The 21,430-nt window shown below is 64.1% G+C and carries 22 protein-coding genes and 1 tRNA gene; 13 read left to right on the forward strand and 10 right to left on the reverse strand.

The features are described 5' to 3' along the window. Positions 1 to 12: 12 nt before the first annotated feature. Positions 13 to 489 (reverse strand): Lrp/AsnC family transcriptional regulator, encoded by a 477-nt coding sequence (locus JQ592_RS27575; protein ID WP_211405921.1) that lies wholly within the window; start codon positions 487 to 489, stop codon positions 13 to 15. Between the two features lie 235 nt (positions 490 to 724). On the opposite strand from JQ592_RS27575, the gene JQ592_RS27580 reads away from it, so the two are divergent. Then, positions 725 to 2,050, forward strand: coding sequence for an NAD(P)/FAD-dependent oxidoreductase (locus JQ592_RS27580; protein ID WP_211405922.1), 1,326 nt, complete (start codon positions 725 to 727; stop codon positions 2,048 to 2,050). Between the two features lie 54 nt (positions 2,051 to 2,104). On the opposite strand, the gene JQ592_RS27585 is transcribed toward JQ592_RS27580, so the two are convergent. The 7 genes from JQ592_RS27585 to JQ592_RS27615 all read right to left on the reverse strand — a co-directional run bounded on the left by JQ592_RS27585 (position 2,105) and on the right by JQ592_RS27615 (position 9,140). Then, complete coding sequence (locus tag JQ592_RS27585; protein ID WP_211405923.1) at positions 2,105 to 2,740, reverse strand: response regulator; 636 nt, start codon at positions 2,738 to 2,740, stop codon at positions 2,105 to 2,107. Positions 2,741 to 2,908: 168 nt separating this feature from the next. Beyond that, on the reverse strand, positions 2,909 to 3,538 hold the full coding sequence (locus tag JQ592_RS27590; RefSeq protein ID WP_211405924.1) for a response regulator transcription factor: 630 nt from the start codon (positions 3,536 to 3,538) through the stop codon (positions 2,909 to 2,911). A 60-nt stretch (positions 3,539 to 3,598) separates the two neighbouring features. Beyond that, positions 3,599 to 4,804 (reverse strand): ATP-binding protein, encoded by a 1,206-nt coding sequence (locus tag JQ592_RS27595; RefSeq protein WP_349630501.1) that lies wholly within the window; start codon positions 4,802 to 4,804, stop codon positions 3,599 to 3,601. 381 nt (positions 4,805 to 5,185) lie between these two features. Next, a complete protein-coding gene (locus JQ592_RS27600) occupies positions 5,186 to 5,434 on the reverse strand; it encodes a hypothetical protein (RefSeq protein WP_211405925.1) in 249 nt (82 codons plus the stop codon). 14 nt (positions 5,435 to 5,448) lie between these two features. Further along, positions 5,449 to 6,288 carry an outer membrane beta-barrel protein gene (locus JQ592_RS27605; RefSeq protein ID WP_211405926.1) on the reverse strand — a complete coding sequence of 280 codons (840 nt, stop codon included), beginning with the start codon at positions 6,286 to 6,288 and terminating at the stop codon, positions 5,449 to 5,451. A gap of 138 nt (positions 6,289 to 6,426) precedes the next feature. Next, on the reverse strand, positions 6,427 to 7,692 hold the full coding sequence (arcA, locus tag JQ592_RS27610) for an arginine deiminase (protein ID WP_211405927.1): 1,266 nt from the start codon (positions 7,690 to 7,692) through the stop codon (positions 6,427 to 6,429). 14 nt (positions 7,693 to 7,706) lie between these two features. Continuing rightward, on the reverse strand, positions 7,707 to 9,140 hold the full coding sequence (locus JQ592_RS27615) for a basic amino acid/polyamine antiporter (protein WP_211405928.1): 1,434 nt from the start codon (positions 9,138 to 9,140) through the stop codon (positions 7,707 to 7,709). A gap of 441 nt (positions 9,141 to 9,581) precedes the next feature. Here JQ592_RS27615 and JQ592_RS27620 point away from each other — a divergent pair, with 441 nt between their 5' ends. Beyond that, positions 9,582 to 10,085, forward strand: coding sequence for a DUF1269 domain-containing protein (locus JQ592_RS27620; protein ID WP_211405970.1), 504 nt, complete (start codon positions 9,582 to 9,584; stop codon positions 10,083 to 10,085). An 18-nt stretch (positions 10,086 to 10,103) separates the two neighbouring features. On the opposite strand, the gene JQ592_RS27625 is transcribed toward JQ592_RS27620, so the two are convergent. Beyond that, positions 10,104 to 10,814: a Bax inhibitor-1/YccA family protein gene (locus JQ592_RS27625; RefSeq protein WP_211405929.1), complete on the reverse strand. Its 711-nt coding sequence runs from the start codon at positions 10,812 to 10,814 to the stop codon at positions 10,104 to 10,106. A gap of 264 nt (positions 10,815 to 11,078) precedes the next feature. Between JQ592_RS27625 and JQ592_RS27630 the strand changes: the two genes are divergently transcribed. The 11 genes from JQ592_RS27630 (at position 11,079) to JQ592_RS27680 (ending at position 21,143) form a co-directional block, all read left to right on the forward strand. Beyond that, complete coding sequence (locus JQ592_RS27630) at positions 11,079 to 11,303, forward strand: DUF6894 family protein (RefSeq protein WP_211405930.1); 225 nt, start codon at positions 11,079 to 11,081, stop codon at positions 11,301 to 11,303. A 149-nt stretch (positions 11,304 to 11,452) separates the two neighbouring features. After that, positions 11,453 to 12,886, forward strand: a complete 1,434-nt coding sequence (locus JQ592_RS27635) for a basic amino acid/polyamine antiporter (protein ID WP_211405931.1) — start codon at positions 11,453 to 11,455, stop codon at positions 12,884 to 12,886. A gap of 30 nt (positions 12,887 to 12,916) precedes the next feature. Then, positions 12,917 to 13,153 (forward strand): hypothetical protein, encoded by a 237-nt coding sequence (locus JQ592_RS27640; protein ID WP_211405932.1) that lies wholly within the window; start codon positions 12,917 to 12,919, stop codon positions 13,151 to 13,153. Positions 13,154 to 13,182: 29 nt separating this feature from the next. Further along, positions 13,183 to 14,304 (forward strand): AI-2E family transporter, encoded by a 1,122-nt coding sequence (locus tag JQ592_RS27645; protein ID WP_211405933.1) that lies wholly within the window; start codon positions 13,183 to 13,185, stop codon positions 14,302 to 14,304. A 5-nt stretch (positions 14,305 to 14,309) separates the two neighbouring features. Beyond that, positions 14,310 to 14,909 carry a hypothetical protein gene (locus JQ592_RS27650; RefSeq protein WP_211405934.1) on the forward strand — a complete coding sequence of 200 codons (600 nt, stop codon included), beginning with the start codon at positions 14,310 to 14,312 and terminating at the stop codon, positions 14,907 to 14,909. Continuing rightward, complete coding sequence (locus tag JQ592_RS27655) at positions 14,910 to 15,395, forward strand: DUF992 domain-containing protein (RefSeq protein WP_211405935.1); 486 nt, start codon at positions 14,910 to 14,912, stop codon at positions 15,393 to 15,395. It abuts the gene before it with no gap. Between the two features lie 146 nt (positions 15,396 to 15,541). After that, positions 15,542 to 16,120: an HdeD family acid-resistance protein gene (locus tag JQ592_RS27660; RefSeq protein ID WP_211405936.1), complete on the forward strand. Its 579-nt coding sequence runs from the start codon at positions 15,542 to 15,544 to the stop codon at positions 16,118 to 16,120. Next, a complete protein-coding gene (locus JQ592_RS27665) occupies positions 16,117 to 16,431 on the forward strand; it encodes a hypothetical protein (protein WP_211405937.1) in 315 nt (104 codons plus the stop codon). The genes JQ592_RS27660 and JQ592_RS27665 overlap by 4 nt, the downstream gene beginning before the upstream one ends. Before the next feature lie 39 nt (positions 16,432 to 16,470). Next, the gene (locus tag JQ592_RS27670; RefSeq protein WP_349630502.1) at positions 16,471 to 16,713 is read left to right on the forward strand and encodes a hypothetical protein; all 243 of its coding nucleotides are present in this window, start codon (positions 16,471 to 16,473) and stop codon (positions 16,711 to 16,713) included. A gap of 39 nt (positions 16,714 to 16,752) precedes the next feature. Next, positions 16,753 to 17,994: an efflux RND transporter periplasmic adaptor subunit gene (locus JQ592_RS27675; RefSeq protein WP_211405938.1), complete on the forward strand. Its 1,242-nt coding sequence runs from the start codon at positions 16,753 to 16,755 to the stop codon at positions 17,992 to 17,994. Next, positions 17,991 to 21,143, forward strand: a complete 3,153-nt coding sequence (locus tag JQ592_RS27680) for an efflux RND transporter permease subunit (protein ID WP_211405939.1) — start codon at positions 17,991 to 17,993, stop codon at positions 21,141 to 21,143. Before JQ592_RS27675 ends, JQ592_RS27680 begins: the two co-directional genes overlap by 4 nt. Before the next feature lie 207 nt (positions 21,144 to 21,350). On the opposite strand, the gene JQ592_RS27685 is transcribed toward JQ592_RS27680, so the two are convergent. Further along, positions 21,351 to 21,426: transfer RNA gene (locus JQ592_RS27685), tRNA-Lys, on the reverse strand. Positions 21,427 to 21,430: the final 4 nt, after the last annotated feature.

Below are 21,430 nucleotides of genomic sequence, written 5' to 3' on the forward strand. Positions count from 1 at the left end.
CGCAGCCGGCAATCAAGCCGGAAACAGGCTGGTCAGCGGCATCTGCGAACGGACAATCGGCGACTTGAGGACGACGAAGCTGAAATACTTGTCGATGCCGATGTCCATGTCCGTCAAACGCTCCATGATCGTCTGGTACTCGCCGATGCTGGCGGTGACGAACTTCAGCATGTAGTCGTAGCCTCCCGAGACCAGATGGCATTCGATCAGCTGGTCCACCTTGTCGACGGCCGACAGGAAACGAGCGAAGTCGATCTGCCGATGGTTCTTCAACGTCACTTCGGTGAACACCGTCAGCGTCTGTCCCAACTTGCGCACGTTGATCTGGGCGGAATACCCCTCGATGTAGCCCTCGGCCTGCAGTCTCTTCACGCGCATCAGGCATGGGCTGGGCGACAGGTTCACCAGCTCGGCAAGCTCGACATTGGTGATGCGACCGTTCTTCTGGAGTTCGTGGAGGATCTTGATGTCGATCCGGTCCAGCTTCATTGGCGACTCTCCATTGAGCACGCGCCGCAGGGCGCAGCAGAAAATTGGGCACAATGAGGCAAAATCTCACTTATCCTGCATCCATTGTCCACCGCTGACATCATATTGCTCGGTCAGAATACAGTTTTGCAGCCCCCCGAGGATGCAGCATAAAGTGCCGAGCTGCCATCGAATCCGGCGCCGCGCGGGGCGATCCGGGGCTTACGATGTGCCGAGCGAAATCTAGGAAGCCAGGATGCCCGCACCACTCAGCCACATCGAGACCTCGCCGGAGCTTCCCCGTGACGCCGACGTGGTGGTCATCGGAGGCGGCATCATCGGGGTGTTCGCGGCCTATTATCTCACCCTGCGAGGGCTCAGCGTCGCACTCGTGGAGAAGGGACGGATCGGAGCCGAGCAGTCCAGCCGCAACTGGGGCTGGTGCCGGCAGCAAAATCGCGATGCCCGCGAGTTGCCGATGGCGACCAGGAGCCTCGACCTGTGGGAGAGCTTTGGCGCCGAAAGCGGCGAGAGCACCGGTTTCTCCCGCTGCGGCCTTCTGTATCTCAGCAACGACGAGGCCGAGCTCGATGGCTGGGCACGGTGGCGCGACTTCGCGCGGACGGTCGGCGTCACCACGCACATGCTCGATGCAACCGCAGCAACACAGCGCGGCGCGGCGACGGGACGCGCCTGGAAGGGCGGCGTCTTCTCGCCAACCGACGGCACCGCCGATCCCGCCAAGGCTGCGCCGGCGGTGGCGCGGGCGATGCTGAGGCGCGGGGGCACCGTGCATCAGATGTGCGCAGCGCGCGGGCTGGAGACCGAGGGCGGCTGCGTGAGCGCGGTCGTGACCGAGCGCGGCACAATTCGCACGCGTATGGCCATATTGGCGGGCGGCGCGTGGTCCTCGTCCTTCTGCCATCAGGCCGGCATCCGCCTTCCGCTTGCCTCGATCCGCTCGTCCATCCTGTCGGTGTCGCAAGGTGCGAAAGGCCTGCCTGATGCACTCCACACTGCCGCTGTTTCGGTGACGAAACGCGGCGATGGCGGTTATACGCTCGCCATCAGTGGTCGGGGCCGCGTCGATCCGACTGCGCAGCAGCTGCGCTTTGCTCCGCAATTCCTGCCGATGTTTCTGCGGCGCTGGCGCAGTCTGCTCCCGGGCGGCCTCGAAGGCGTCAGGTCCGGACACGAAACACTCCAGCGCTGGCGCGCGAGCGAGCCGACACCGATGGAGCGCATGCGCATTCTGGATCCCACGCCCGATCGGAACACGATCGAGCTCACGCATCGGCGCGCGCTCGAACTGTTGCCCGCCCTGAAGGACACCAAAATCACCGCCGCATGGGGCGGCTACATCGACTCGACGCCCGATGGCGTGCCGGTCATCGGAGAGACGTCGAGCCTGCCTGGGCTGATATTGGCCGCAGGCTTCAGCGGCCACGGCTTCGGCATCGGTCCCGGAGCCGGTCACCTCATCGCGGATCTCGTGACTGGCGCCGCGCCGATCGTCGATCCCCAACCCTATAGGCCAGATCGCTTTGACGGACTTGCGGTCGGAAAGGTCTCGGACTTCTAGACAAGGTCATCATACAGGCCGAAGCGGCATCTGGCGCAGCACATCGGCATCCGTTCAGGGCGAGACCAGCTTCTTGCGTACGGCATAGCGCACCAGTTCGGCGGTGGACGACATTCTGAGCTTGCGCATGGCCGAGGCGCGATGGGTTTCGACGGTCTTCACGCTCAGATTCAGGATCGCGCTGATCGACCTGTTGGTATTCCCTTCCGCGATCAGCTGGACCACGCTCTGCTCGCGTGATGTCAGCAGCATGTCGGCCCGGTTCTGCTTGTTCGCCTGGTAATCATGAAGCAGCTTTTCCAGGAGGACGCTGGTGAAGTAGGGCCTGCCGTCGAGCAAGGCTTCGATAGCGGAAATCAGGTGCTTGCGGGCATCGGACTTGAAGAGGAAGCCGCGAATACCGGTGAGGATGGCCTCCGTCAGGAGTTCCTCGCTTTCGTGCATGGTCAGGATCAGCACTTCGGTTCGCACATGCAGCGTCCTGAGGCGACGGCTGACCTCCAGGCCGTTCATGATCGGCATGGAGTAGTCGACAATCACGATGTCCGGTCGGGTTTCGAGTGCCAGCGCGACGGCCTGCTCGCCGTTTGTAGCCTCTCCGCTCACGATCCAGTCGGAACGCGTTCCAACGATCGCGCGAAGGCCGGAACGCACGATTTCATGATCATCCGCAATCAAGATGCGTTTCACGACGTCGTTCCCGTTTTCCGGCTCCTATCCGACCGGGCGGACAACGGCAGTGACCGGCCGTAAGGTCAAACGATCATACGGCTCCCGGCGGCAAGCGTTATCCAACAAAACCCTGAGATGTCCCGGCGAAGGTACTGACGCCCAGGGTCGGCTCGCCGATGTCACAGTTCAGGCCTCGACCAGCCCGGTCCGGACCGCGTATCGGACGAGGCCTGCCGTCGAATTCACCTCGAGCTTGCGCATCGCAGCCGCCCGATGCGCCTCGGTTGTCTTGACGCTGAGATTGAGGATCGCGCTGATCCCCTTGTTGCTGTAACCTTCCGCAACCAGCTTGACCACGAGCTGCTCGCGCGCCGTCAGCTCGTGATGTCGCTCGCCGTTGGCGCCCGCCCCGCGGTCGAATTCCGTCACGCAGCTCGTGGTGCAGAACGTCCGGTGCAACAGCAACGCCTCGACCGCCGCGAGCAGCAGCTTGTTCGCGTCCGATTTCACCAGGAACGCACGCGCGCCGGCCTCGAATGCCTGCTGCGCGATCAGGCCCGAATTGTGCACGGTGAAGATCAGGACCTCGGTCTGCAACGGATGGTCCTTGATCCGCCGCGCCGCCTCCACGCCGGTCATACGGGGCATCGAGAAATCGAGGATGGCGACGTGAGGCTGGCTCTCGATCGCCGCAGCGACCGCCCGGCCGCCGTCGGTGACCTCGGCCACCACTTCCCAATCCGCCCGCTGTTCGAGCACCGCTCGCAAGCCGGACCGCACCGCTTCGTGATCGTCGGCTATGAGAATTCGTTTCATGGCAGCACGCTCCAAGTCCCTCACGGCGGTCCGGCCGCCCTTCCGGCCTGCCGCCGCGGGCTAATGTTCTTTCGCTGATCGTGTGCCTGCGTGGGCCCTCATGATGGTCGTGGTTCTTCGCCGATTCCGCCCGTTCGCCGCGAGACGTCGCGGAAACATCGCGCACAGGACGGTCCCGGAAAGTGGCGCGGTCCGGCTGGACCGGATGTCGAGCGTACCTCCGATCTCACGCAGCCTCATCCGCATCGCGGGAATACCGACCCCGATCGCTACGGCCTTGTGGCCGCGCCCGACCGCATCGGGAAGACCGCGTCCATTGTCGCTGATCGTCAGCACGAAACGGCTGTCGGCGAGGTCGATGACGATGGCCACCTCCGTCGCCTTCGCATGACGGAAGACGTTCGTGAGACCTTCCTGAACGACGCGCAGCAGCGAACGCTTTGTTTCATACGGCAGCCGATCGACATCCGGCACGATGTTCACGGTCACACGCAAAGAAGTGCGCGCCGCAAATCCTTCCGCATACCGCTCGATCGAGGCCTTCAATCCCTCACCCGCCAGATTCCGTGGATGCAGGAGATAGGCAAAGGCGCGGAGCTCCCGGAGGGCTTCATCGATCGACGCGTCGATGTCGTCGCAGAGCCGCTCCGCCAGGGCCGCATCGCCCAGATTGCTCCGCATCCGCATCAGGCCGAGGCTGGCGGCGATCAGATGCTGACAGGTCGAATCGTGCAGATCGGAGGCGATCCGTTGCTGGATGCCTTCCTGAATGGCGAGCAGGCCGACGTCGATATCGAGCCCGTCGTCGCATGCGGCGGCGTGTCCGATAGGACCATTGCGCAGCTCGCGGTGGCTGCCGATCAAGCGGACCACACCGCCGTCCACGATCGGCGTGACAGTCGTCTCCATCGCCCGCGGCGACCCGCCGAGCGCGAGTCGCTGGCGGATCCTGACTTCCGTTCCCTCCGCGAGGCCCGCCCGAAGCGCCTCGCAGACGGACCTTGCGTCGTCCGCACTCATGCAATCGAAAACGTCCATGTCGCTGACGTCTTCCGACGATACGCCGAGCCGCGACTCGAATGCCGGATTGATTCCCTCGTAGGCGAAGTGTCCGCGGAAGGACGGCCGCGCGGCGAAGAGAAGATCTGCCGAAGACGTCCAATAGAGCTCGTCGATCGATTCTTGCGAACCTATGCGCAGCCAGTTCTTCAGACCGGTTCGATCCGACTCACTGTCGGGGCAGCCATGTGGCTTCACGGTACGCACTCACTCTATTCCGGCGACGCCCGATATTGGCGACGATATCGCAGGTCCCCTCCCCGCCCCACCGGCAGACATCCGCCACCGGATCCGGAAGACGCACGCCATTGGGGCTGACCAATCATACACCCCGCCGCGCGACCACACCATCAGGTAGTATTATTTCCAGATTGAAATCTCGAATTCGTGAGGCATGCTTTCCGCGGCGGGCGCTATGCAGTTTGTGCCACGCCCGCGACGTCAAATCCGATGCAACAGAGATGCAAAATCAAGATGCGGTTGACCGCGAGGTCATTGCGGCAACGTGGTTGCACCGATACGCAGCAGCACGCCTTCCGCAATTTGCCAGCACCATTCCCGGCCCGCTGGCCACGATGCGCGAACGGCCTAGCGGCTGCTGCTCGTGCCTGACTTCTTCTTCCTCGCTGCCTTCGCCGCTGGTGCGGGGCGAGGCGGCGCTATATCGAGGGGATGCGACGGCTGTTGCAGACGGTGCGTTGCGGCATCATCCCGAAGCGCATCGGTATCGAGACGCTGGGCCCGATCCACCGAATCGCGCGGATCGGCGAGCGCCACCGATGCCGACAGACTTCCGGCGACGATGCAGGTCAGCGTCAACAGGCGTCTTGCGAACATCTTTCAGGTCTCACTCAAAAGGCGAAATCCAGGCGAGGGCCGATGCGAACGTCCCTGTACCGCCGCAGCGGAACGTTCGATGTTCGCGCTTCGTATAGCACGGTGGTCGTGAGCGCCACATTGCTGGCGAAGTTATACTTCAGGCCCACATCAACCGAATAGAGCTGATCCTGACGGCCACTGTTGAGCCCATCGGTGAACCAGTAGGCCTCGAACAGCGGTGTACTCACGATCGACCATCTGGGATCGAGCTTGACCTCGATACCGAGCACAGCGTCAAAGCGCCAGCGGCGCGCTTCCGCGAGGTCCGAGAAGCGATAGGTCAGCAGCAGCAGTGGCGAGAACGTCGTGTTGTCGATGCGGAAGTCGCGCGCCACCGAGCCCATCACATCATGCGACACGAATGCGAGGTCGCGATAGACCCCGTCGAAATCATATCGGTTTTCATAAATGGCAGAGAAGCGCCAGCCGTTCCAATTCTCGGTCAGACGCGCGCCCATGCGCGCCACGGCGAAGTTGCCGTCCTTCTCCCGCGAAAAGGCTTCGTACTGGGCCCGCGCATAGAGCCGATAGGACAGATCGTTGGTGAGGTTTCCGTCCAGCCTGACACTGACGTCCGGCTCGTAGTAGATGTCCGACTTGCGGTTGTCGCGGGTGAAGAGCGCGTTGTCGGTGAAGGTCGGCGAGATGGAACCGACGACGCTCCAGGACGGCGCGGAATAGTAGGGGGCAGCGGCAATCCGGCTCGTCTTGAACTCGTTGAAATCAAGGTCCGCTGCCCCGGCCGGGCCCACACTGAGTAAGCCGAGGACGGGCAAGCCGACGACCGGCAGAAAAGATCCAGAGCTCCGCATGGCGCCCACCTCCGATGCTGCTGCGCAGACCGGTTTGGCGTCACGCTGCGCAAGGATTGTGGCGTGTTAATGTCACATTTTTAAATCACTGGTTGATTCGATCGACCGGCGTTGGTTGGGCCTCCAGATCGCGTACGCCTAGTAGTCAACGACGTCCCTGATGATCGGGCATGTCATGCAATGACCGCCGCCGCGCCCCCGTCCGAGCTCCGCGCCGACGATGGTGATCACCTCGATCCCCTCCTTGCGCAGCAGCGTGTTGGTGTAGGTGTTGCGGTCATAGGCGAAGACGACGCCGGGGGATGCGCAGACCAGATTGGCACCGCTGTCCCACTGGGTCCGCTCACGCAGATAGGCGTTCCCGCCGGTCTCCACGACACGCAGCTTCTTCAGACCGAGCGCTTCTGCGACGACGTCAACGAAGGGCTTCTCGTCCTTGCGCAACTCGAGGCCCGCGGAATTGTCGGCCGGCCGATAGGAGAATGCGGTAATGTTGTTGACGATATCGGGATAGAGCAGCACGCAATCGCGGTCGGCGAAGGTGAAGACGGTATCGAGATGCATCGCCGCGCGGAGCTTGGGCATCGCGGCCACGATCACCCGCTCGGCCGCCTTCTTCTTGAACAGCGCTGCAGCAAGCTGGCTGATCGCCTGCCTCGAGGTCCGCTCGCTCAGCCCGATCAGAACGTTGCCCTTGCCGATCGGCATTACGTCACCGCCTTCCAGCGTGGCGAGGCCGTGGTCCTGCGTCGGATCTCCCCACCAGACATTGACCTTGCCGGCGAAATCCGGATGGAACTTGTAGATGGCAGTGGCGAGGATCGGCTCCTCATGGCGCGCCGGCCAGAACAGCGAGTTCAGCGTCACGCCGCCATAGATCCAGCAAGTGGTATCGCGCGTGTACAGCGTGTTCGGAAGCGGCGGCAGCAGATATTCGGTCATGCCCGCCGCCTCCCGGATCAGCCTGAGCGTCTCGCCGCCATGGGCCTCGGGAAAATCGTGGGTCGACAGTCCACCGATCAGGGTCTCCGCCAGTTCTCGAGGCTTGAGGCTTTCCAGGTAACCGCGAAGCTCGTCGATCAGCCCGAGCCCGACCTGATTGGGAACCACCTGGTTGTCGAGAATCCACTTCCTCGCTTCCGGGATGGCCACGGTGTCGGTGAGCAGATTGTGCATCTCGACAACATCGATGCCGCGGTCGCGCATCTTCTGCACGAAGTCGAAATGATCGCGCTTGGCATTATCGACCCACAGCACGTCGTCGAACAGCAAAGTATCGCAGTTCGTGGGGGTGAGGCGCTGATGAGCGCGGCCCGGGGAGCAGACCATCACCTTGCGCAGCTGACCGACTTCCGAATGAACACCGAACGGGGTCCTTGAATCCGACGTCTGCGCTGTCGCCATGGGAGATGCCTCGCCTAGATGGTGATGTAGCCGGTGGCCAGGCCATGAATCCCGACCGCGGCGCCGATCACGGCTGCGATGAAGATGACCCAGTCGATCGAAGTGAAGATTTTCGCCTTTTGCTGGAGGCGCGCCCAGAAATACAAAACCGTGCCGGGGGCGTAGAGGATCGCCGACAGCAGCAGGTATTTCATTCCGGCGGCATAGATCAGGAAAAGCGTGTAGACGACGGCAATGCTGGTGAAGACCAGGTCACGCCTGCGCGCGTCCGGGCTCTTTTCGTAGGTCTCGCCCCGCTTGACCAGCAGGAGCCCGTAGGCGGCGACCAGGAAAAACGGAATGAGGTTCATGACGCTCGTCAAGTTGAGCATCAACGCGAAGGCATCCCGCGACCAGTAGGTGCTGATGACGAACAGCTGCACGACGATATTGGTGAGCCAGAGCGCCGCGGCCGGCACCTTGTTGGCGTTTTCGGTGCCGAACACGCGCGGCATATCCCTGGTCCGGCCGGCGGCGGAGAGCACCTCGGCGCAGATCAGCGACCAGGCGAGATAGGCTCCGAGCACTGAGACCAGAAGTCCGATGCTGACGAAGACGGCGCCCCAATGCCCTACCACGGCCTCCAGCACCGTCGCCATCGACGGCTGCCGCGTGTCGGCGATCTCGGCGCGCGGCAGCACGGCATAGGGCAGCATCGTCACGAGCACCATGAGGCTCGTGACGACAGCGAAGCCCATGATCGTCGCGGCACCGACATGGGACCGCTCCTTGGCGTAGCGGGAATAGACGCTGGCGCCCTCGATCCCGAGAAAGACGAACACAGTGACCAGCATGGTCGCGCGGATCTGATCGAACAGTCCCTTGTCCGGCATCCCCTCGCCGCCCCAGAAATTGGCGCGGAACAGATCGACCTTGAAGGCAAACGCCAGGATGACGATGAAGATCAGGATCGGCACGATCTTGGCGATGGTGACGATGGTGTTGATCGCGGCGGCCTGTTGCACGCCACGCAGGATCATGAAGTGGAACAGCCAGATTCCGATCGAGGCGACGATGATTGCGGTGACCGTATTGCCGTCGCCAAACACGGGAAAGAACGCGCCAAGCGTCGACTTGATCAGGACCCAGTAGGACACGTTGCCGATGCAGCTGCCGATCCAGTAGCCGAGCGCCGACAGGAAGCCGGGATAGTCGCCGAAACCTGCCTTCGCGTAGGCGTAGACGCCGGCATCGAGATCCGGTTTTCGCTCGGCCAGAGTCTGAAACACGCGCGCCATCGTGTACATGCCGCCGCCTGCGATGCACCAGGCGAAGATGGCGCCAAACGGGCCGGTGGCGATGCCGAACGTTCGCGGCAGCGAGAAGATGCCCGAGCCGACCATGGAGCCAACGACCATTGCCGTCAGCGCGAACAACGAAAGCTTTTGGACCGATGCCGTCGCAGTCATGGGGAGACCTCGAACCGCGAACGATGACCGATGCCGAACCATGCGCCTTGGCATGAAGGCGGCCTATCAGGTGATTACCTAGTCGGAGTCCGGGATTACCCTCACGGCGTTCAGGCCGCGCCAGCCACGTCGGGAGCCGCGACTGGCTCCTTTCCGCCCGACCAGGCCGCATACAAGGTCGGCAGAAAGACGAGCGTCAGAATGGTTGCGACAAGCAGTCCACAGACTCGGCTCGTCCAGGCCTCGCCGGTCGGGCGTCGCTAGACGATTTTCCCGTCGTCTCGCGCCGCCCAACCTCCAGAGTGGGCCGCGGTGCGGATGCCCTATTGGGACATTCATCCGCCCTGGGGCAGGGTTTCCTCTGATCCCGGAGGTGCCGCCCGCGGGATACCGTCCGCACCAACATTCATGTCCGCATTGTCGATCCAACGGGAGGTCTTCATGTCCGATCTGGTCGCGATCGTGTATCCGTCCGAGGCAAAAGCCGAAGAAGTGCGTCAGCGGCTGCTCAAGCTGCAGAAGGAATATCTGATCACGATCAGCGACGCCGTGATCGCCGTGAAGACGGATGCGGGCGGCATCAAGCTCAATCAGCTGGTCAATACCACTGCCATGGGCGCGATGACCGGGAGCTTCTGGGGCCTCCTTATCGGAGTCCTCTTTCTCAATCCGATTCTCGGGGTCGCCGTGGGCGCCGCGTCGGGCGCGCTGGGCGGCGCGCTCTCCGACTTCGGCATCGACGATTCCTTCATGAAGAACCTGTCAGCCAGTCTCCAGCCCGGCAATGCCGCCCTGTTCGTCCTGATCAAGCACATGACCGCGGACAAGGTGATCAAGGAGATCAAGGACGCCGGCGGTGTCGTGCTCAAGACCTCGCTCGATGAGACCAAGGAAGCGGCGCTGCGCGACGCGCTCGCCAGTAGCGTGGAGCGACCGGCGGCGTGAGCCGCCGTCTCTCGCGTCTCAACGGCGGCCGCCGGCAAGTCGCAGCAGCATCATGAACAGGTTGAGGAAATTGAGATAGAGCGACAGCGCGGCAACGACCGACTTGCGGCCCGCAATGGTGTGGTCATCCGAGCTGTCGTACATCCCCTTGATCCTCTGGGTATCGTAGGCCGTCAGGCCGGCAAACACGCCGACGCCCACGATCGAGATCAGCCAGTCGAGCGCGGTCGACCCCAGGAACAGGTTGACCAGGCTCGCGATGATGATTCCGATCAGGCCCATGAACAGGAAGGTGCCCAATCCCGAGAGATCGCGCCGGGTCGTGTAGCCGAGGAGGCTAAGCGCCCCGAACATCGCGGCCGCGATGAAGAAGACGCGGGTGATCGACGAGCTGGTGTAGATGTGCAGCAATATCGAAAGCGATACGCCGACCAGCGCCGAATAGACGAAGAACAGGGTCCGTGCCGTGGACACCGACAGCGTGTTGATGCGCGAGCCGATGAAGAACACCAGGGCGAGCGGCGCCAGGATGAAGACCCACATCAGGGGACTCTGGAGCAACTCGGGGCCGATAGCCTGATAGGTCACCCAGGCGACGACGGCGGTCAAGCCGACACCTGCAGCCATGTAGCCGTAGATCCGCAGCATGTAATCGCGCAATCCGGCATCCACCGCGATCGCGCCGCCGACGGCGTCTGTGGCCGTCAGGTTGTGATCATAGTTCGACATCGCTTGCCTCCTCTGACGTTCGCCGAGTGAGGCCACGCTAGCCTTCGAACCTGCTGACCAATATCGGACAATCCCCCGAGGGCCGTCGGTGAAAACCACCGCCTTACGATGCAAATTGCACGGCGGCGCCGGAGCCCTCACGGCACCCGCGTTCATGGCCAATCCGCAAATCGGGAACCTCTGCCTGCGCCTCTCAGTCTTTTGGCGGAGCTACCTTACGCCGTTGTCACTGGAGGCCCGCCGCGGGCCGGCTTAATCGGGGGCATGCGCTTCTTCTTCCATATCGCCGACAAGTACGGTGTCTCGACCGACGGGATCGGATGCGAATATGCCGGGCAGGACGCAGCCGTCCTGCATGCCAGCCGCCTTGCCGCCGAGCTTGCCAAGGCCGGCGAATTCTTCCGTGGCGGTGTCGTGCTCGTTGCCCGGGCCACGGAATCCCTCTCCTGCTCCGCGAGCGAGGACGACGCGTTGCTTCCCAAGACCTGACGTCCGCAGCTGATGCTCCGCGCCCGCCGATTTCCTGCCCTGCTCCCTACAGAGAATCCCTGATGGGCGCGCTGGGTGTGACCCTCTAAGGTCTTCGCATAAGGCGGCCGCTGCAACTGCGGCCGCCTTGGATCGGAAGGCCATCCGTCATGGCGGCGAACGAGGCCGATCAGAAACTCTCGCGCAACGCGCTGATTGCGCTTGTGATCGGGTCGATGGTCGGCTCCGGCATCTTCGCATTGCCGTCGCAATTCGGACGCGCCACCGGCGCACTCGGCGCGATCATCGCCTGGGTGATTGCCGGCACCGGTATGCTGACGCTGGCCTTCGTGTTCCAGTCGCTGTCCCGGCGCAAGCCGGAGCTCGACGCCGGCATCTACGCTTACGCGAAGGACGGCTTCGGTGACTATATCGGCTTTGCCTCCGCGGCGGGCTATTGGATCGGCTGCTGCCTCGCCGACGTCGCCTGTCTCATCCTGATCAAGGCCACGCTCGGGCAGTTCTTCTCTGTCTTCGGCGACGGCACGACGCCCATCGCGATCGTCTCGGCGTCCCTGCTGCTGTGGAGCGTCCATGTCCTGGTGCTGCGCGGCATCAAGGGGGCCGCCGCGCTCAACACCGCCACGACCTTCGCGAAAATCATTCCGATCCTGCTCTTCATCGTCGTGGCTGCGATCGCCCTGAACGGCGAAGTATTCTCGGGGAATTTCTGGGGTGCGGAGCGGCCGGACGCCCGGGACGTTCTGGCCCAGGTCCGCGGCACGATGCTGCTCACGGTGTTCGTGTTCGTCGGCATCGAGGGCGCGAGCGTGTATTCGCGCTACGCCAGGACGCGTTCCGACATCGGCATCGCAACGGTCACCGGCTTTCTGACGGTGCTCTGTCTTCTCGTGCTCGTGACGCTCCTGTCCTACGGCATCCTGCCGCGGGGTGAGCTCGCGGATCTGCCGACACCGTCGATGGCGGGCGTGATGGAAACAATGGTCGGCCGCTGGGGCGGCGTGCTCATCAGCATCGCCTTGCTGATCTCGATCCTCGGCAACTACCTGTCCTGGTCGCTGCTTGCGGCCGAGATCCTGCACTCGGCGGCGAAGCAGCGCACCATGCCGGCCTTTCTCGCGCGCGAGAACGTGCACAAGGTTCCTGTCGGTGCGCTCTGGCTCACGAATTGCGTGATACAGACCTTTCTCTTCGTGAGCTGGTTCGCCGAATATGCCTTCACGCTCGCCCTGAAGATGACGAGCGCGATGACGCTGATCCCGTATTTTCTCGTCGCGGCGTACGGCCTGAAGCTCGCATCGACGGCTGAGGCCTATGATGCCGGCGAGCGCGCCCGCACCACCGACGGGATCGTCGCAGCCGTCGCGACGCTCTACGCGGCCGGCATGATCTACGCCGGCGGACCGAAATTTCTTTTGCTGTCCGCAATCCTCTACGCGCCGGGAACGCTGCTGTTCCTGATCGCCAAGCGCGAGCGCAAGGAGAGGCTGTTCAGGCCGGTCGAGTCCGTCCTGTTCGGGGCGATCACCATCGCCGCGGGCGCCGGAATCTATGGGCTGGCCGTCGGAGCCATCTCGATTTGACCGATTGTCGCTGACCGCATGGAGGCGAGTATGAACATCCGGACCGTGTATCGCTCCTTGATCCTGAGCGCCGTGGTGGCCGTCACCGCACCGTCGACCATTTCCGTGGCGCAGAAGGACGGGACCGTGGCGGCACCGAAGCAGTCCGGCGCGGCTGCGCCAAGCGATGCAAGGCCCAACACCAATACGAATCCGGTCAAGCACCGCTATTGGCGTCATCGCGGCGGCAAGCATCCGCATTATGGCAGCCGCCGCGTTCGCACCTGAGACACGGCCACATGACGGCGGACCGATCAATGAGCGATTCCAGGATCGGACCAGAGCGGGTCCGCGAGGTCGTTCTGCACGAGAGCCCGGTCGACGAATCCGGGCAAGCCGAACGGCCGAGCCTGCTCGCAATCGGCCTCACTTTGCTCGCCGCAGCCGTTGCCCTGTTCCTGGTGTGGCAAACTGTGTCCAGCCTCCTCATCGTGTTCGCGGGGGTGCTGTTCGCAGCCTTTCTGGATGCCGCAGCGCGAGCTCTGGCGCCGGTCCTTCCCCTCAGCCGGATCTGGCGTCTGACATTCGTTCTCATGCTGCTCTCGGCCTTGTCGGGCTTTGGGCTGGTTTGGGGCGCCGGCAAGCTGCCGGAGCAGACGCGCCTGCTGCTGAAGGTCATGGATGCGCAGGTCGATATTCTGCAGCAGCACCTGTTGTCTTACGGCGTGGACCTGCTCGGCCCGGAATGGGGGCGCGACTTCGCCCAATGGCTGTTCGCCGATCAGGGCCGGTTTCTCAGCCATGCGCAATTCCTGCTGGGGGGCGCCTCGAGCCTTCTGACCGGCGTGCTCGTGGTCGTGTTCCTGGGGATTCTCTTTGCCTTCGATCCCACCAGCTACCGCGAGAGCCTGGTCGTGCTGGTCAGGGCATCCTACCGCGCCCGCATGCGCGCCGTGATGGACGAGATCGGCACCGTCATGCGGCTGTGGTTCGTCGGCCAGTTGATCCGCATCATCCTGATGACGCTGTGCGTCTGGCCCGCGCTTTATCTCATCGGACTGCCCGGGCCATTCCTGCTGGGGCTGCAGGCGGGCTTGTCGAATTTCATCCCCTATCTCGGGCCGATCGTCGCCGCGATCCCGATCGCGCTTGTCGCGATGCCGCTCGGTGCCTCGCTGCTGATCTGGGCCGTCGCCGTCTACACCATCATCCAGTCGATCGAAGGCTACGTGATCGGGCCTCTGATCCAGCGCCGGGCGGTCGAGACACCGCCGGCCTGGACGCTGGTTGCGATCGTCCTGCTCGGCGCCCTGTTTGGCGTCATGGGCATCGCGCTGGCAATGCCGCTCGTCGCCGTCGCACGGGTCGCGATCATCCGGTTCTACGTCGAGGACTATCTCGGCGACGGTCACGAGCCGGCAACGGAATATCGTGAGTGATCTCCATGAGCGAAATCGATGCACAGCAACACGATGCCCCCGAGCCTCCCCTGACGCGCGCAGGGGCCGGTCATTTTCTCTGGCAGCAGCTTCCGTATGCCATCGCGCTGCTGCTCGCCATCGCAGGCGTCGCCTATACGAACGTCTCGCACCAACCGCTGGTCGGCTATTGGGAGTTCCTGGCGCTCGCCATCGGCGTGGTCTGCGTCATCACCAAATGGCCGGAGACCGAAGGCAGGGACGGCCAGATCCGCCTGGTGTGGACCCAGGCGCTGCACTGGATCGCGGTCCTGATCACGATGAACATCATGCTGGTCTCCGGGGTTCAACAGATGCTTCCGACGCCGGCGACCGGTCTCGTGCTGCTGACGCTGCTTGCGCTCGGCACGTTCCTTGCGGGCGTCAGCCTCCTGTCGTTGCAGATTGCCTTTCTCGGCCTCGCGATGGGCGCGGCCGTGCCGGCGATATCCTGGCTGAAGCAGTCCATCTTCTTCTTCCTGCTCGGCGCCGTGTTGCTGATCGGTCTCGCGATCTCGTTCTGGCTGCGCCAGGACGGCCGCCCCTCGAGCGCAGCGACTGGAGCCCAACACCAGACGGAGGCTTGAATGCGAACATTGCGATGTCTTGCGGCCATCTGCGCGTTGACCGTTCTTTGCACCACCACCACGTCCGCGCGCGCCGAGAGATTCAGGATTGGCAGGCTGCTGTGCTTCTCCGAACCTCGCGTCGGGCTGGTGCTCGGATCCACGCAGGCAATGCGCTGCGTGTTCACCGGGCTGCGCCCGCCACGGCAGTACGCCTACGAGGGACGGATCAGGCGCGTCGGCCTTGACCTCGGCGTGACCAGCGCCGGCACGCTGTCCTGGGCGGTCTTCGCCCGGAATTCGCGGATTGGCCCCGGCACGCTCCGCGGCAGCTATGTCGGCGCTAGCGGCAATTTTGCATTGGGTCCCGGCCTCGGCGCCAACGTCCTGATCGGCGGCTCGCGGAGGAGCGTGATGCTGCAGCCGATCTCGATCGAACGTTCGATCGGGCTCAATCTCGCGGCTGGCGTGACCCATCTGACATTGGGGCCGCGAGGCCCGCAATAAGGCCTGCTCTTGATGCTGATACAGCCCGATGGGGGATGCGAACATTCCCGCCCGGTGGCTCAGGGTTTCGTCTGATGTCGGCGCGGCGGGTTCGCCGCTAGGATTCACCGTCGGTCGATGGAACCATCGTCGTCCGGGAGGATCGCATGACAGCCTATGACAGCCGGTCCGGCATCGCGGCGCTGGGCCCTCCGCCACTCTGGGTCTGCGCTCTCCTCGGTGCCGTCTTGATCGCCGCCGGCATCTTCGCTCTGGGCGACGTTGCGTTCGCGACCATCATCAGCGTCAAGTTCATCGGACTGACCGCGATCGCCGCCGGCGGGTTCGAGATCGCGCATGCGTTCTGGACCAAGGAATGGGGTGGCTTCCTGTGGCGGATCGTTCTCGGCGCGCTCTACCTCGTCTTTGGCCTGCTGCTGCTCACACAGCCCGCCTCGGGCGCGCTGATCCTGACCTATTTCCTCGGCGCGGTGCTGTTCGCCTCCGGCGTCATTCGCTGCGTGCTGAGTTTTGCCTACTGGCATCAGAACGGCTGGATGATGCTGATCTCCGGCATCTTTGCCGTCATCGCCGGCGTGCTCATCCTGTTCGGCTTCCCCGATATCAGCGTCTGGGCGCTTGGCTTCCTGCTCGGTGTCGACCTGATCTCGCATGGGCTCGCATGGTTGCTCTACGCGCTGCAATCGCTGCGGACGGCCGAACCACAAAGGAGAGAAGCACAATGAACGCCCCCAACCGCCGTGCCGTCCTCGGTCTTGCAACGAATGCCATTGCCGCGGCCGCAATCGGCACCGTCGGCGTTCGCCTCATCGGCGTTGCCGAGGCGATGCCGGTCGATCCCGATCCCGGGCGGGCCGGCGGGCCAGCGACCCCTGTTACGCCGGCGCAGTGGGGACCCGGCCCGGGCTGGGGAGGCCCGGGCTGGGGCGCCCCGCCGCCGCGTCCCGGTTGGCGTCCCCCACCGCCGCGTCGTCGTCGCCGCTGGGTGTGCTGGTGGCATCGCGGCCGTCGTCATTGCGGATGGCGCTGGCGCTAGGACGCTTCGCGAGCCCTTGCCAAGGTGATGGAGGGAATTGTGCGCAACAATTACCAATGGGTCCTCGCCGCCGCGCTGGCCGCGCTTCTCGTTGCGGCGACCTGGTTTTGCGTATCGGTCTGGCGCTCGACGCCGGCGATGCCGGTCTACGGCAATATCATCCTGGCCGGGGCTGCGGTCCTCGTCCTGGTGTCGGGCTGCGGCCTGATCGCGCTGATGTTCTACAGCCATCGCAAGGGCTACGACGAACCTGCGCGGAGCGACAGGGCCGCCCGGGAGTGACCCAGTCCGCTGTTCTGAGCCTGGAGCAAGGAGCGGACGATGAATCTTGCCGACGTCCCGATCCGATTGCTGGCGGCGGGTCTCATGACCGTGCTGACCGGCGGGGCCGCCCGGACGCAGCCTGCCGCCCCCGCGCCTTCGGTCGGGATCGTCGAAGCGACACGGCGGCCGATCACCGAGAGCAGCGAGTTTCTCGGCCGCATCGAGGCGATCAACCGGGTCAACGTTGCCGCCCGCGTCACCGCTTTTCTGGAACAGCGGCTCTTCGACGAGGGCGCCGAGATCAAGAAGGGTGACCAGCTTTATCGCCTCGAGCGCGGTCCATTCGAAGCCGATCTTGCGACCAAGAAGGCGCAGGTGGCGCAGCTCGAGGCAACGCTGGAGAATGCAAGGCTGACGACGGAGCGCGCACGGACCCTGCTCGGAGGCCCGGCCGGGCAGCAGTCGATCTACGACGCTGCGATTGCAAACCAGCGCAGCCTGGAAGCCCAGGTGCAGGCCGCACGGGCCCAGGTCCAGGCCTCGCAAATCAACCTCGACTACACCGTGATCAGCGCGCCGATCGACGGCAAGATCGGGCGCACGGCGGTGACGGAAGGCAACATCGTGAGCCCCTCGTCCGGCGTGCTGACCACGATCGTCAGCCAGGATCCGATGTACGTCACGTTTCCCGTGCCGCTGCGCCAGGGGCTCGAGCTGCGCGAGCGATACGGTCCGCAGGGCGGACTTGAGGCGGTGGTGATCCGGTTGCGGCTACCCGACGGGCGCATGTACGGCCAGTCCGGCAAGTTGAACTTCGTCGACAACAGCATCGCGCAAAACACCGACACGATCACGGTGCGGGGCGAAATCGCCAATCCGATCCTGCGCGCTCCATCCGCCGCAGGCGTCATCGCCCATGAGCTGACCGACGGCGAGTTCGTGACCGTCGTGCTCGAAGGCGTCCAGCCGGTCGAGGTGCTGGCGATCCCGCGCTCGGCCGTGCTGTCCGACCAGCGGGGCGACTACGTCCTCGTGGTGGGCACGGACAACAAGGCCGAGCAGCGGCGCATTCAGCTCGGACAATCGACATCGACGATCGCCGCGGTCATCAACGGGCTTGCGGCCGGCGACAAGGTGATCGCCGAAGGCCTGCAGCGGGTTCGTGCCGGCCAGACCGTCACTCCGGATCCGGCAAGCGCGCTCATCCTGTCGAGCATGAAGGGCGCAGCGAGCGGGCCGGCGCCACTGGCCGACCACGCAACCCGTCCCCCGACGCGCCCGGCGGACGGCAGCCCATGATATCGGACATCTTCGTCGACCGCCCGCGGCTATCGATGGTGATCGCTTTCATCATCACCATCGCCGGCGCGCTGGCGCTGACGCAGATTCCGGTGGCGCAGTTTCCGGATATCGTGCCGCCCCAGGTCACCGTGGCCGCGACCTTCCCCGGCGCCTCTGCCGAAGTGGTGGAGAGCAGCGTCGCCCAGCCGCTGGAGGCTCAGGTCATCGGCGTCGACCGCGCGCTGTACATGAAATCGACCAGCGGCAATGACGGCAGCTACACGCTGACGGTTTCGTTCGCGCTCGGTACCAATCCCGACATCAACACCGTCAACGTCAACAATCGCGTGCAGAGCGCGCTGTCGCAGTTGCCCACGGAGGTGCAGCAGCAGGGCCTGACGGTGCAGAAGCGGTCCTCGTCGATCCTGCAGTTTCTGGTGCTGTACAGTGCCGATGGCCGGCAGGACCCGCTGTTCATCACCAATTACGCCATCATCAACGTGCTGGACGCGATTGCCAGCACGCCCGGGGTCGGCCAGGCCAATCTGTTCGCCAAGATGAACTATTCGATGCGGATCTGGTTCGATACGCAGCGGCTCACCAGCCTCGGCCTGACCCCGGCGGACGTGATCGCTGCAATTCGCGCGCAGAGCGTCCAGGCTCCCGTCGGCCGTATCGGCGCGCGGCCGATCAGCAACGATCAGCAGTTCCAGTTCAACGTGCAGACACTGGGCCGGCTCGCCACCGTCGATCAATTCGCCAACATCGTGCTGCGCGCAAATCCGGACGGATCATCGCTGCTGGTGAAGGACGTCGCCCGCGTCGAGATGGGCGCGCAAAATCTCGACAGCGAAGCGCGGATCGACGGGCGCGCCGCTGTTCCGGTCGCGATCTATCTCGCGCCGGGCGCCAATGCGGTGACCACCGCACGCGCGGTGGCGGAGACAATGCAGCGGCTCTCCGCCCGGTTTCCCGCAGGCCTCAGCTATCTCGTGCAATACGATTCCACGAGTTTCGTCCGCGACACGATCGCGGAGGTGTTGCGGACGCTGGGCGAAGCGTTCGTCCTCGTGGTGGTCGTGGTCTATTTGTTCCTCGGAAACCTTCGCGCCACGGCGATTCCAGCCGTCGCCGTACCGGTCAGCCTGGTGGGCACCTTCGCCGTCCTGCTGACCTTCGGCTATTCGGCCAACACCGTGTCCCTACTCGCCATGGTGCTCGCCATCGGCATCGTCGTCGACGACGCCATCGTCGTGGTGGAGAACGTCGAGCGCGTCATGGCAGAGGAGCCCGACCTGTCGCCGGCGGAGGCCAGCAAGAAGGCCATGAGGCAGATCACCGCGCCGATCATCGCCATTACCCTGGTGCTGCTCTCGGTGTTCGTCCCGATCGCATTCATTCCCGGCATTTCGGGCACGCTATTCCGTCAGTTCGCGGTGACCATCAGCGCCGCCATGATGATCTCGGCATTGAACGCGCTCACGCTCTCGCCGGCGCTATGCGCCCTGCTGCTGCGCCACGGCGGCCCGCGCCGGGGTCTCATCGGCCGCGTGCTGGATGGGATCGACTGGGTGCGCGATCGCTACAGCGACGGCGTCCGCCACCTGGTGCGCATGGCCGCCTTGTCACTCCTGCTCGTGACGGTCTTTGCTGGCGGGATCTTCGGCCTGTCGCTGGTCACGCCGACGGGCTTCCTGCCGGAAGAGGACCAGGGTGCCTTCTTCACCTCGGTGCAGTTGCCCGATGGCGCATCGGTGGCGCGGACCAGCGCGGTCACCCGGCAAGTCGAGGACATCCTCAAGCAGATTCCGGCCGTCGACCACGTCCTGGCGGTGATCGGCTTTTCGCTGCTCGACGGCGCCTCCGAACCGAACAGCGCGCTGGTGGTGGCGCGGCTCAAACCCTTCGCCGACAGAAAGGCGGCGGCGGATTCCGCGCAGGCGCTGATCGCCAGGATGTTTGCAGCCGGCGCGCAGATTCGAGAGGCCAACGTGCTGCCGTTCAATCTGCCACCGATCATCGGGCTCTCGACCGGAGGCGGATTCGAGTATCAGTTGCAGGCGCTGGAGGGACAGACTCCAGCCGCGATCTCCAGCGTCACCAACGCGCTGATCGGCGCCGCCAATGCCGATCCACGGCTTGCGCGCGTGTTCTCGACGTTCACCGCGACCAACCCGTCGCTCTATCTCGATATCGATCGCCGCAAAGCCCAGGCGTTGGGCGTCACCATCAGCGACATCTTCACTGCTCTCCAGGCCACGCTTGGCGGCATCTATGTCAACAATTTCAACCTGTTCGGTCGGACCTGGCAGGTCAATCTTCAAGGCGAGGCGTTCGACCGGGCCGACACCTCGGACATCTGGCGAATCTATGTGCGCAACAGCACCGGCCAGATGGTGCCGCTCCGATCGCTGGCGGGGCTGAAGATCGTAACCGGACCGCAGGTCATCACCCGCTACAACAACTACCGCTCGGTGACCGTCAACGGCAGCCCGGCGCCGAACATCTCCTCGGGCACTGCGATGGCTGCCATGACCGAGATCTCCGATGCCGTGCTGCCGTCGGGTTACACCTTCGCGTGGACCGGCACCGCCTATCAGGAGCAACAGGCCGCCGGCCAGACCGGCATCGTGCTGATGCTGGCCGTCCTGTTCGCCTATCTGTTCCTGGTCGCGCTCTATGAGAGCACGGTGATCCCCATCCCCGTGCTGCTCTCGGTCGTCGTCGGCGTGCTCGGATCCTATCTCGGCATCAAGGTCGCGGGGCTCAACCTCGATCTCTACGGCCAGATCGGTCTGGTGGTCCTGATCGCCCTCGCCGCCAAGAACGGCATCCTGATCGTCGAATTTGCGAAGGAGCAGCGCGAGGCGGGCATGGCGCTCGATGAGGCCGCAGTCCAGGGCGCCCATATGCGCTTTCGCGCCGTCATGATGACCTCGGCCGCCTTCATCCTCGGCCTATTGCCGCTCGTGATCGCAACGGGCGCTGCCGCGCTCAGCCGTCGCGCGGTGGGCACGGCGGTGTTTGCCGGCATGCTGGCCGCAAGCTCGATCGGGATATTCCTGGTGCCGATGCTCTATGTGGTCTTTCAACGCATACGCGAGCGCGCGAAAGCGGCTTTCAAATCAAGCCATCGGCCGAATTCGCCCGACCGCAATGCAGTCTAGACGGGCTTCGGCGATGCCCATTGCATCCGGCATACCCCTCGCCCGAAAGCAACCCTCAGCCCGCGTGCCCATCCGGTTGGTGCGAAGAGCGAGAAAACGGTGAGCGATTTCGCACCTGTCCTCGGCCGAGGACAGAACGGATCAAACAGACCACCCAACCAAAAGGAGCGTTTCGATCCACAAGCGCTCAAAGCACTTGATCTTATATGGTGGGCGCACCAGGGCTCGAACCTGGGACCCGCTGATTAAGAGTCAGCTGCTCTACCAACTGAGCTATGCGCCCGAAA

This window comes from Bradyrhizobium iriomotense (assembly GCF_018129405.1).
GTDB lineage: Bacteria > Pseudomonadota > Alphaproteobacteria > Rhizobiales > Xanthobacteraceae > Bradyrhizobium > Bradyrhizobium iriomotense_B.

Coding starts and splice junctions, on each gene's coding strand:
- JQ592_RS27665 (WP_211405937.1), top strand. CDS start 16,117: ATGAACGCCCCCAACCGCCGTGCCGTCCTCGGTCTTGCAACGAATGCC.
- JQ592_RS27655 (WP_211405935.1), top strand. CDS start 14,910: ATGCGAACATTGCGATGTCTTGCGGCCATCTGCGCGTTGACCGTTCTT.
- arcA (WP_211405927.1), bottom strand. CDS start 7,692: ATGGCGACAGCGCAGACGTCGGATTCAAGGACCCCGTTCGGTGTTCAT.
- JQ592_RS27660 (WP_211405936.1), top strand. CDS start 15,542: ATGACAGCCTATGACAGCCGGTCCGGCATCGCGGCGCTGGGCCCTCCG.
- JQ592_RS27580 (WP_211405922.1), top strand. CDS start 725: ATGCCCGCACCACTCAGCCACATCGAGACCTCGCCGGAGCTTCCCCGT.
- JQ592_RS27645 (WP_211405933.1), top strand. CDS start 13,183: ATGAGCGATTCCAGGATCGGACCAGAGCGGGTCCGCGAGGTCGTTCTG.
- JQ592_RS27640 (WP_211405932.1), top strand. CDS start 12,917: ATGAACATCCGGACCGTGTATCGCTCCTTGATCCTGAGCGCCGTGGTG.
- JQ592_RS27675 (WP_211405938.1), top strand. CDS start 16,753: ATGAATCTTGCCGACGTCCCGATCCGATTGCTGGCGGCGGGTCTCATG.
- JQ592_RS27620 (WP_211405970.1), top strand. CDS start 9,582: ATGTCCGATCTGGTCGCGATCGTGTATCCGTCCGAGGCAAAAGCCGAA.
- JQ592_RS27600 (WP_211405925.1), bottom strand. CDS start 5,434: ATGTTCGCAAGACGCCTGTTGACGCTGACCTGCATCGTCGCCGGAAGT.
- JQ592_RS27615 (WP_211405928.1), bottom strand. CDS start 9,140: ATGACTGCGACGGCATCGGTCCAAAAGCTTTCGTTGTTCGCGCTGACG.
- JQ592_RS27635 (WP_211405931.1), top strand. CDS start 11,453: ATGGCGGCGAACGAGGCCGATCAGAAACTCTCGCGCAACGCGCTGATT.
- JQ592_RS27680 (WP_211405939.1), top strand. CDS start 17,991: ATGATATCGGACATCTTCGTCGACCGCCCGCGGCTATCGATGGTGATC.
- JQ592_RS27575 (WP_211405921.1), bottom strand. CDS start 489: ATGAAGCTGGACCGGATCGACATCAAGATCCTCCACGAACTCCAGAAG.
- JQ592_RS27630 (WP_211405930.1), top strand. CDS start 11,079: ATGCGCTTCTTCTTCCATATCGCCGACAAGTACGGTGTCTCGACCGAC.
- JQ592_RS27625 (WP_211405929.1), bottom strand. CDS start 10,814: ATGTCGAACTATGATCACAACCTGACGGCCACAGACGCCGTCGGCGGC.
- JQ592_RS27590 (WP_211405924.1), bottom strand. CDS start 3,538: ATGAAACGAATTCTCATAGCCGACGATCACGAAGCGGTGCGGTCCGGC.
- JQ592_RS27605 (WP_211405926.1), bottom strand. CDS start 6,288: ATGCGGAGCTCTGGATCTTTTCTGCCGGTCGTCGGCTTGCCCGTCCTC.
- JQ592_RS27650 (WP_211405934.1), top strand. CDS start 14,310: ATGAGCGAAATCGATGCACAGCAACACGATGCCCCCGAGCCTCCCCTG.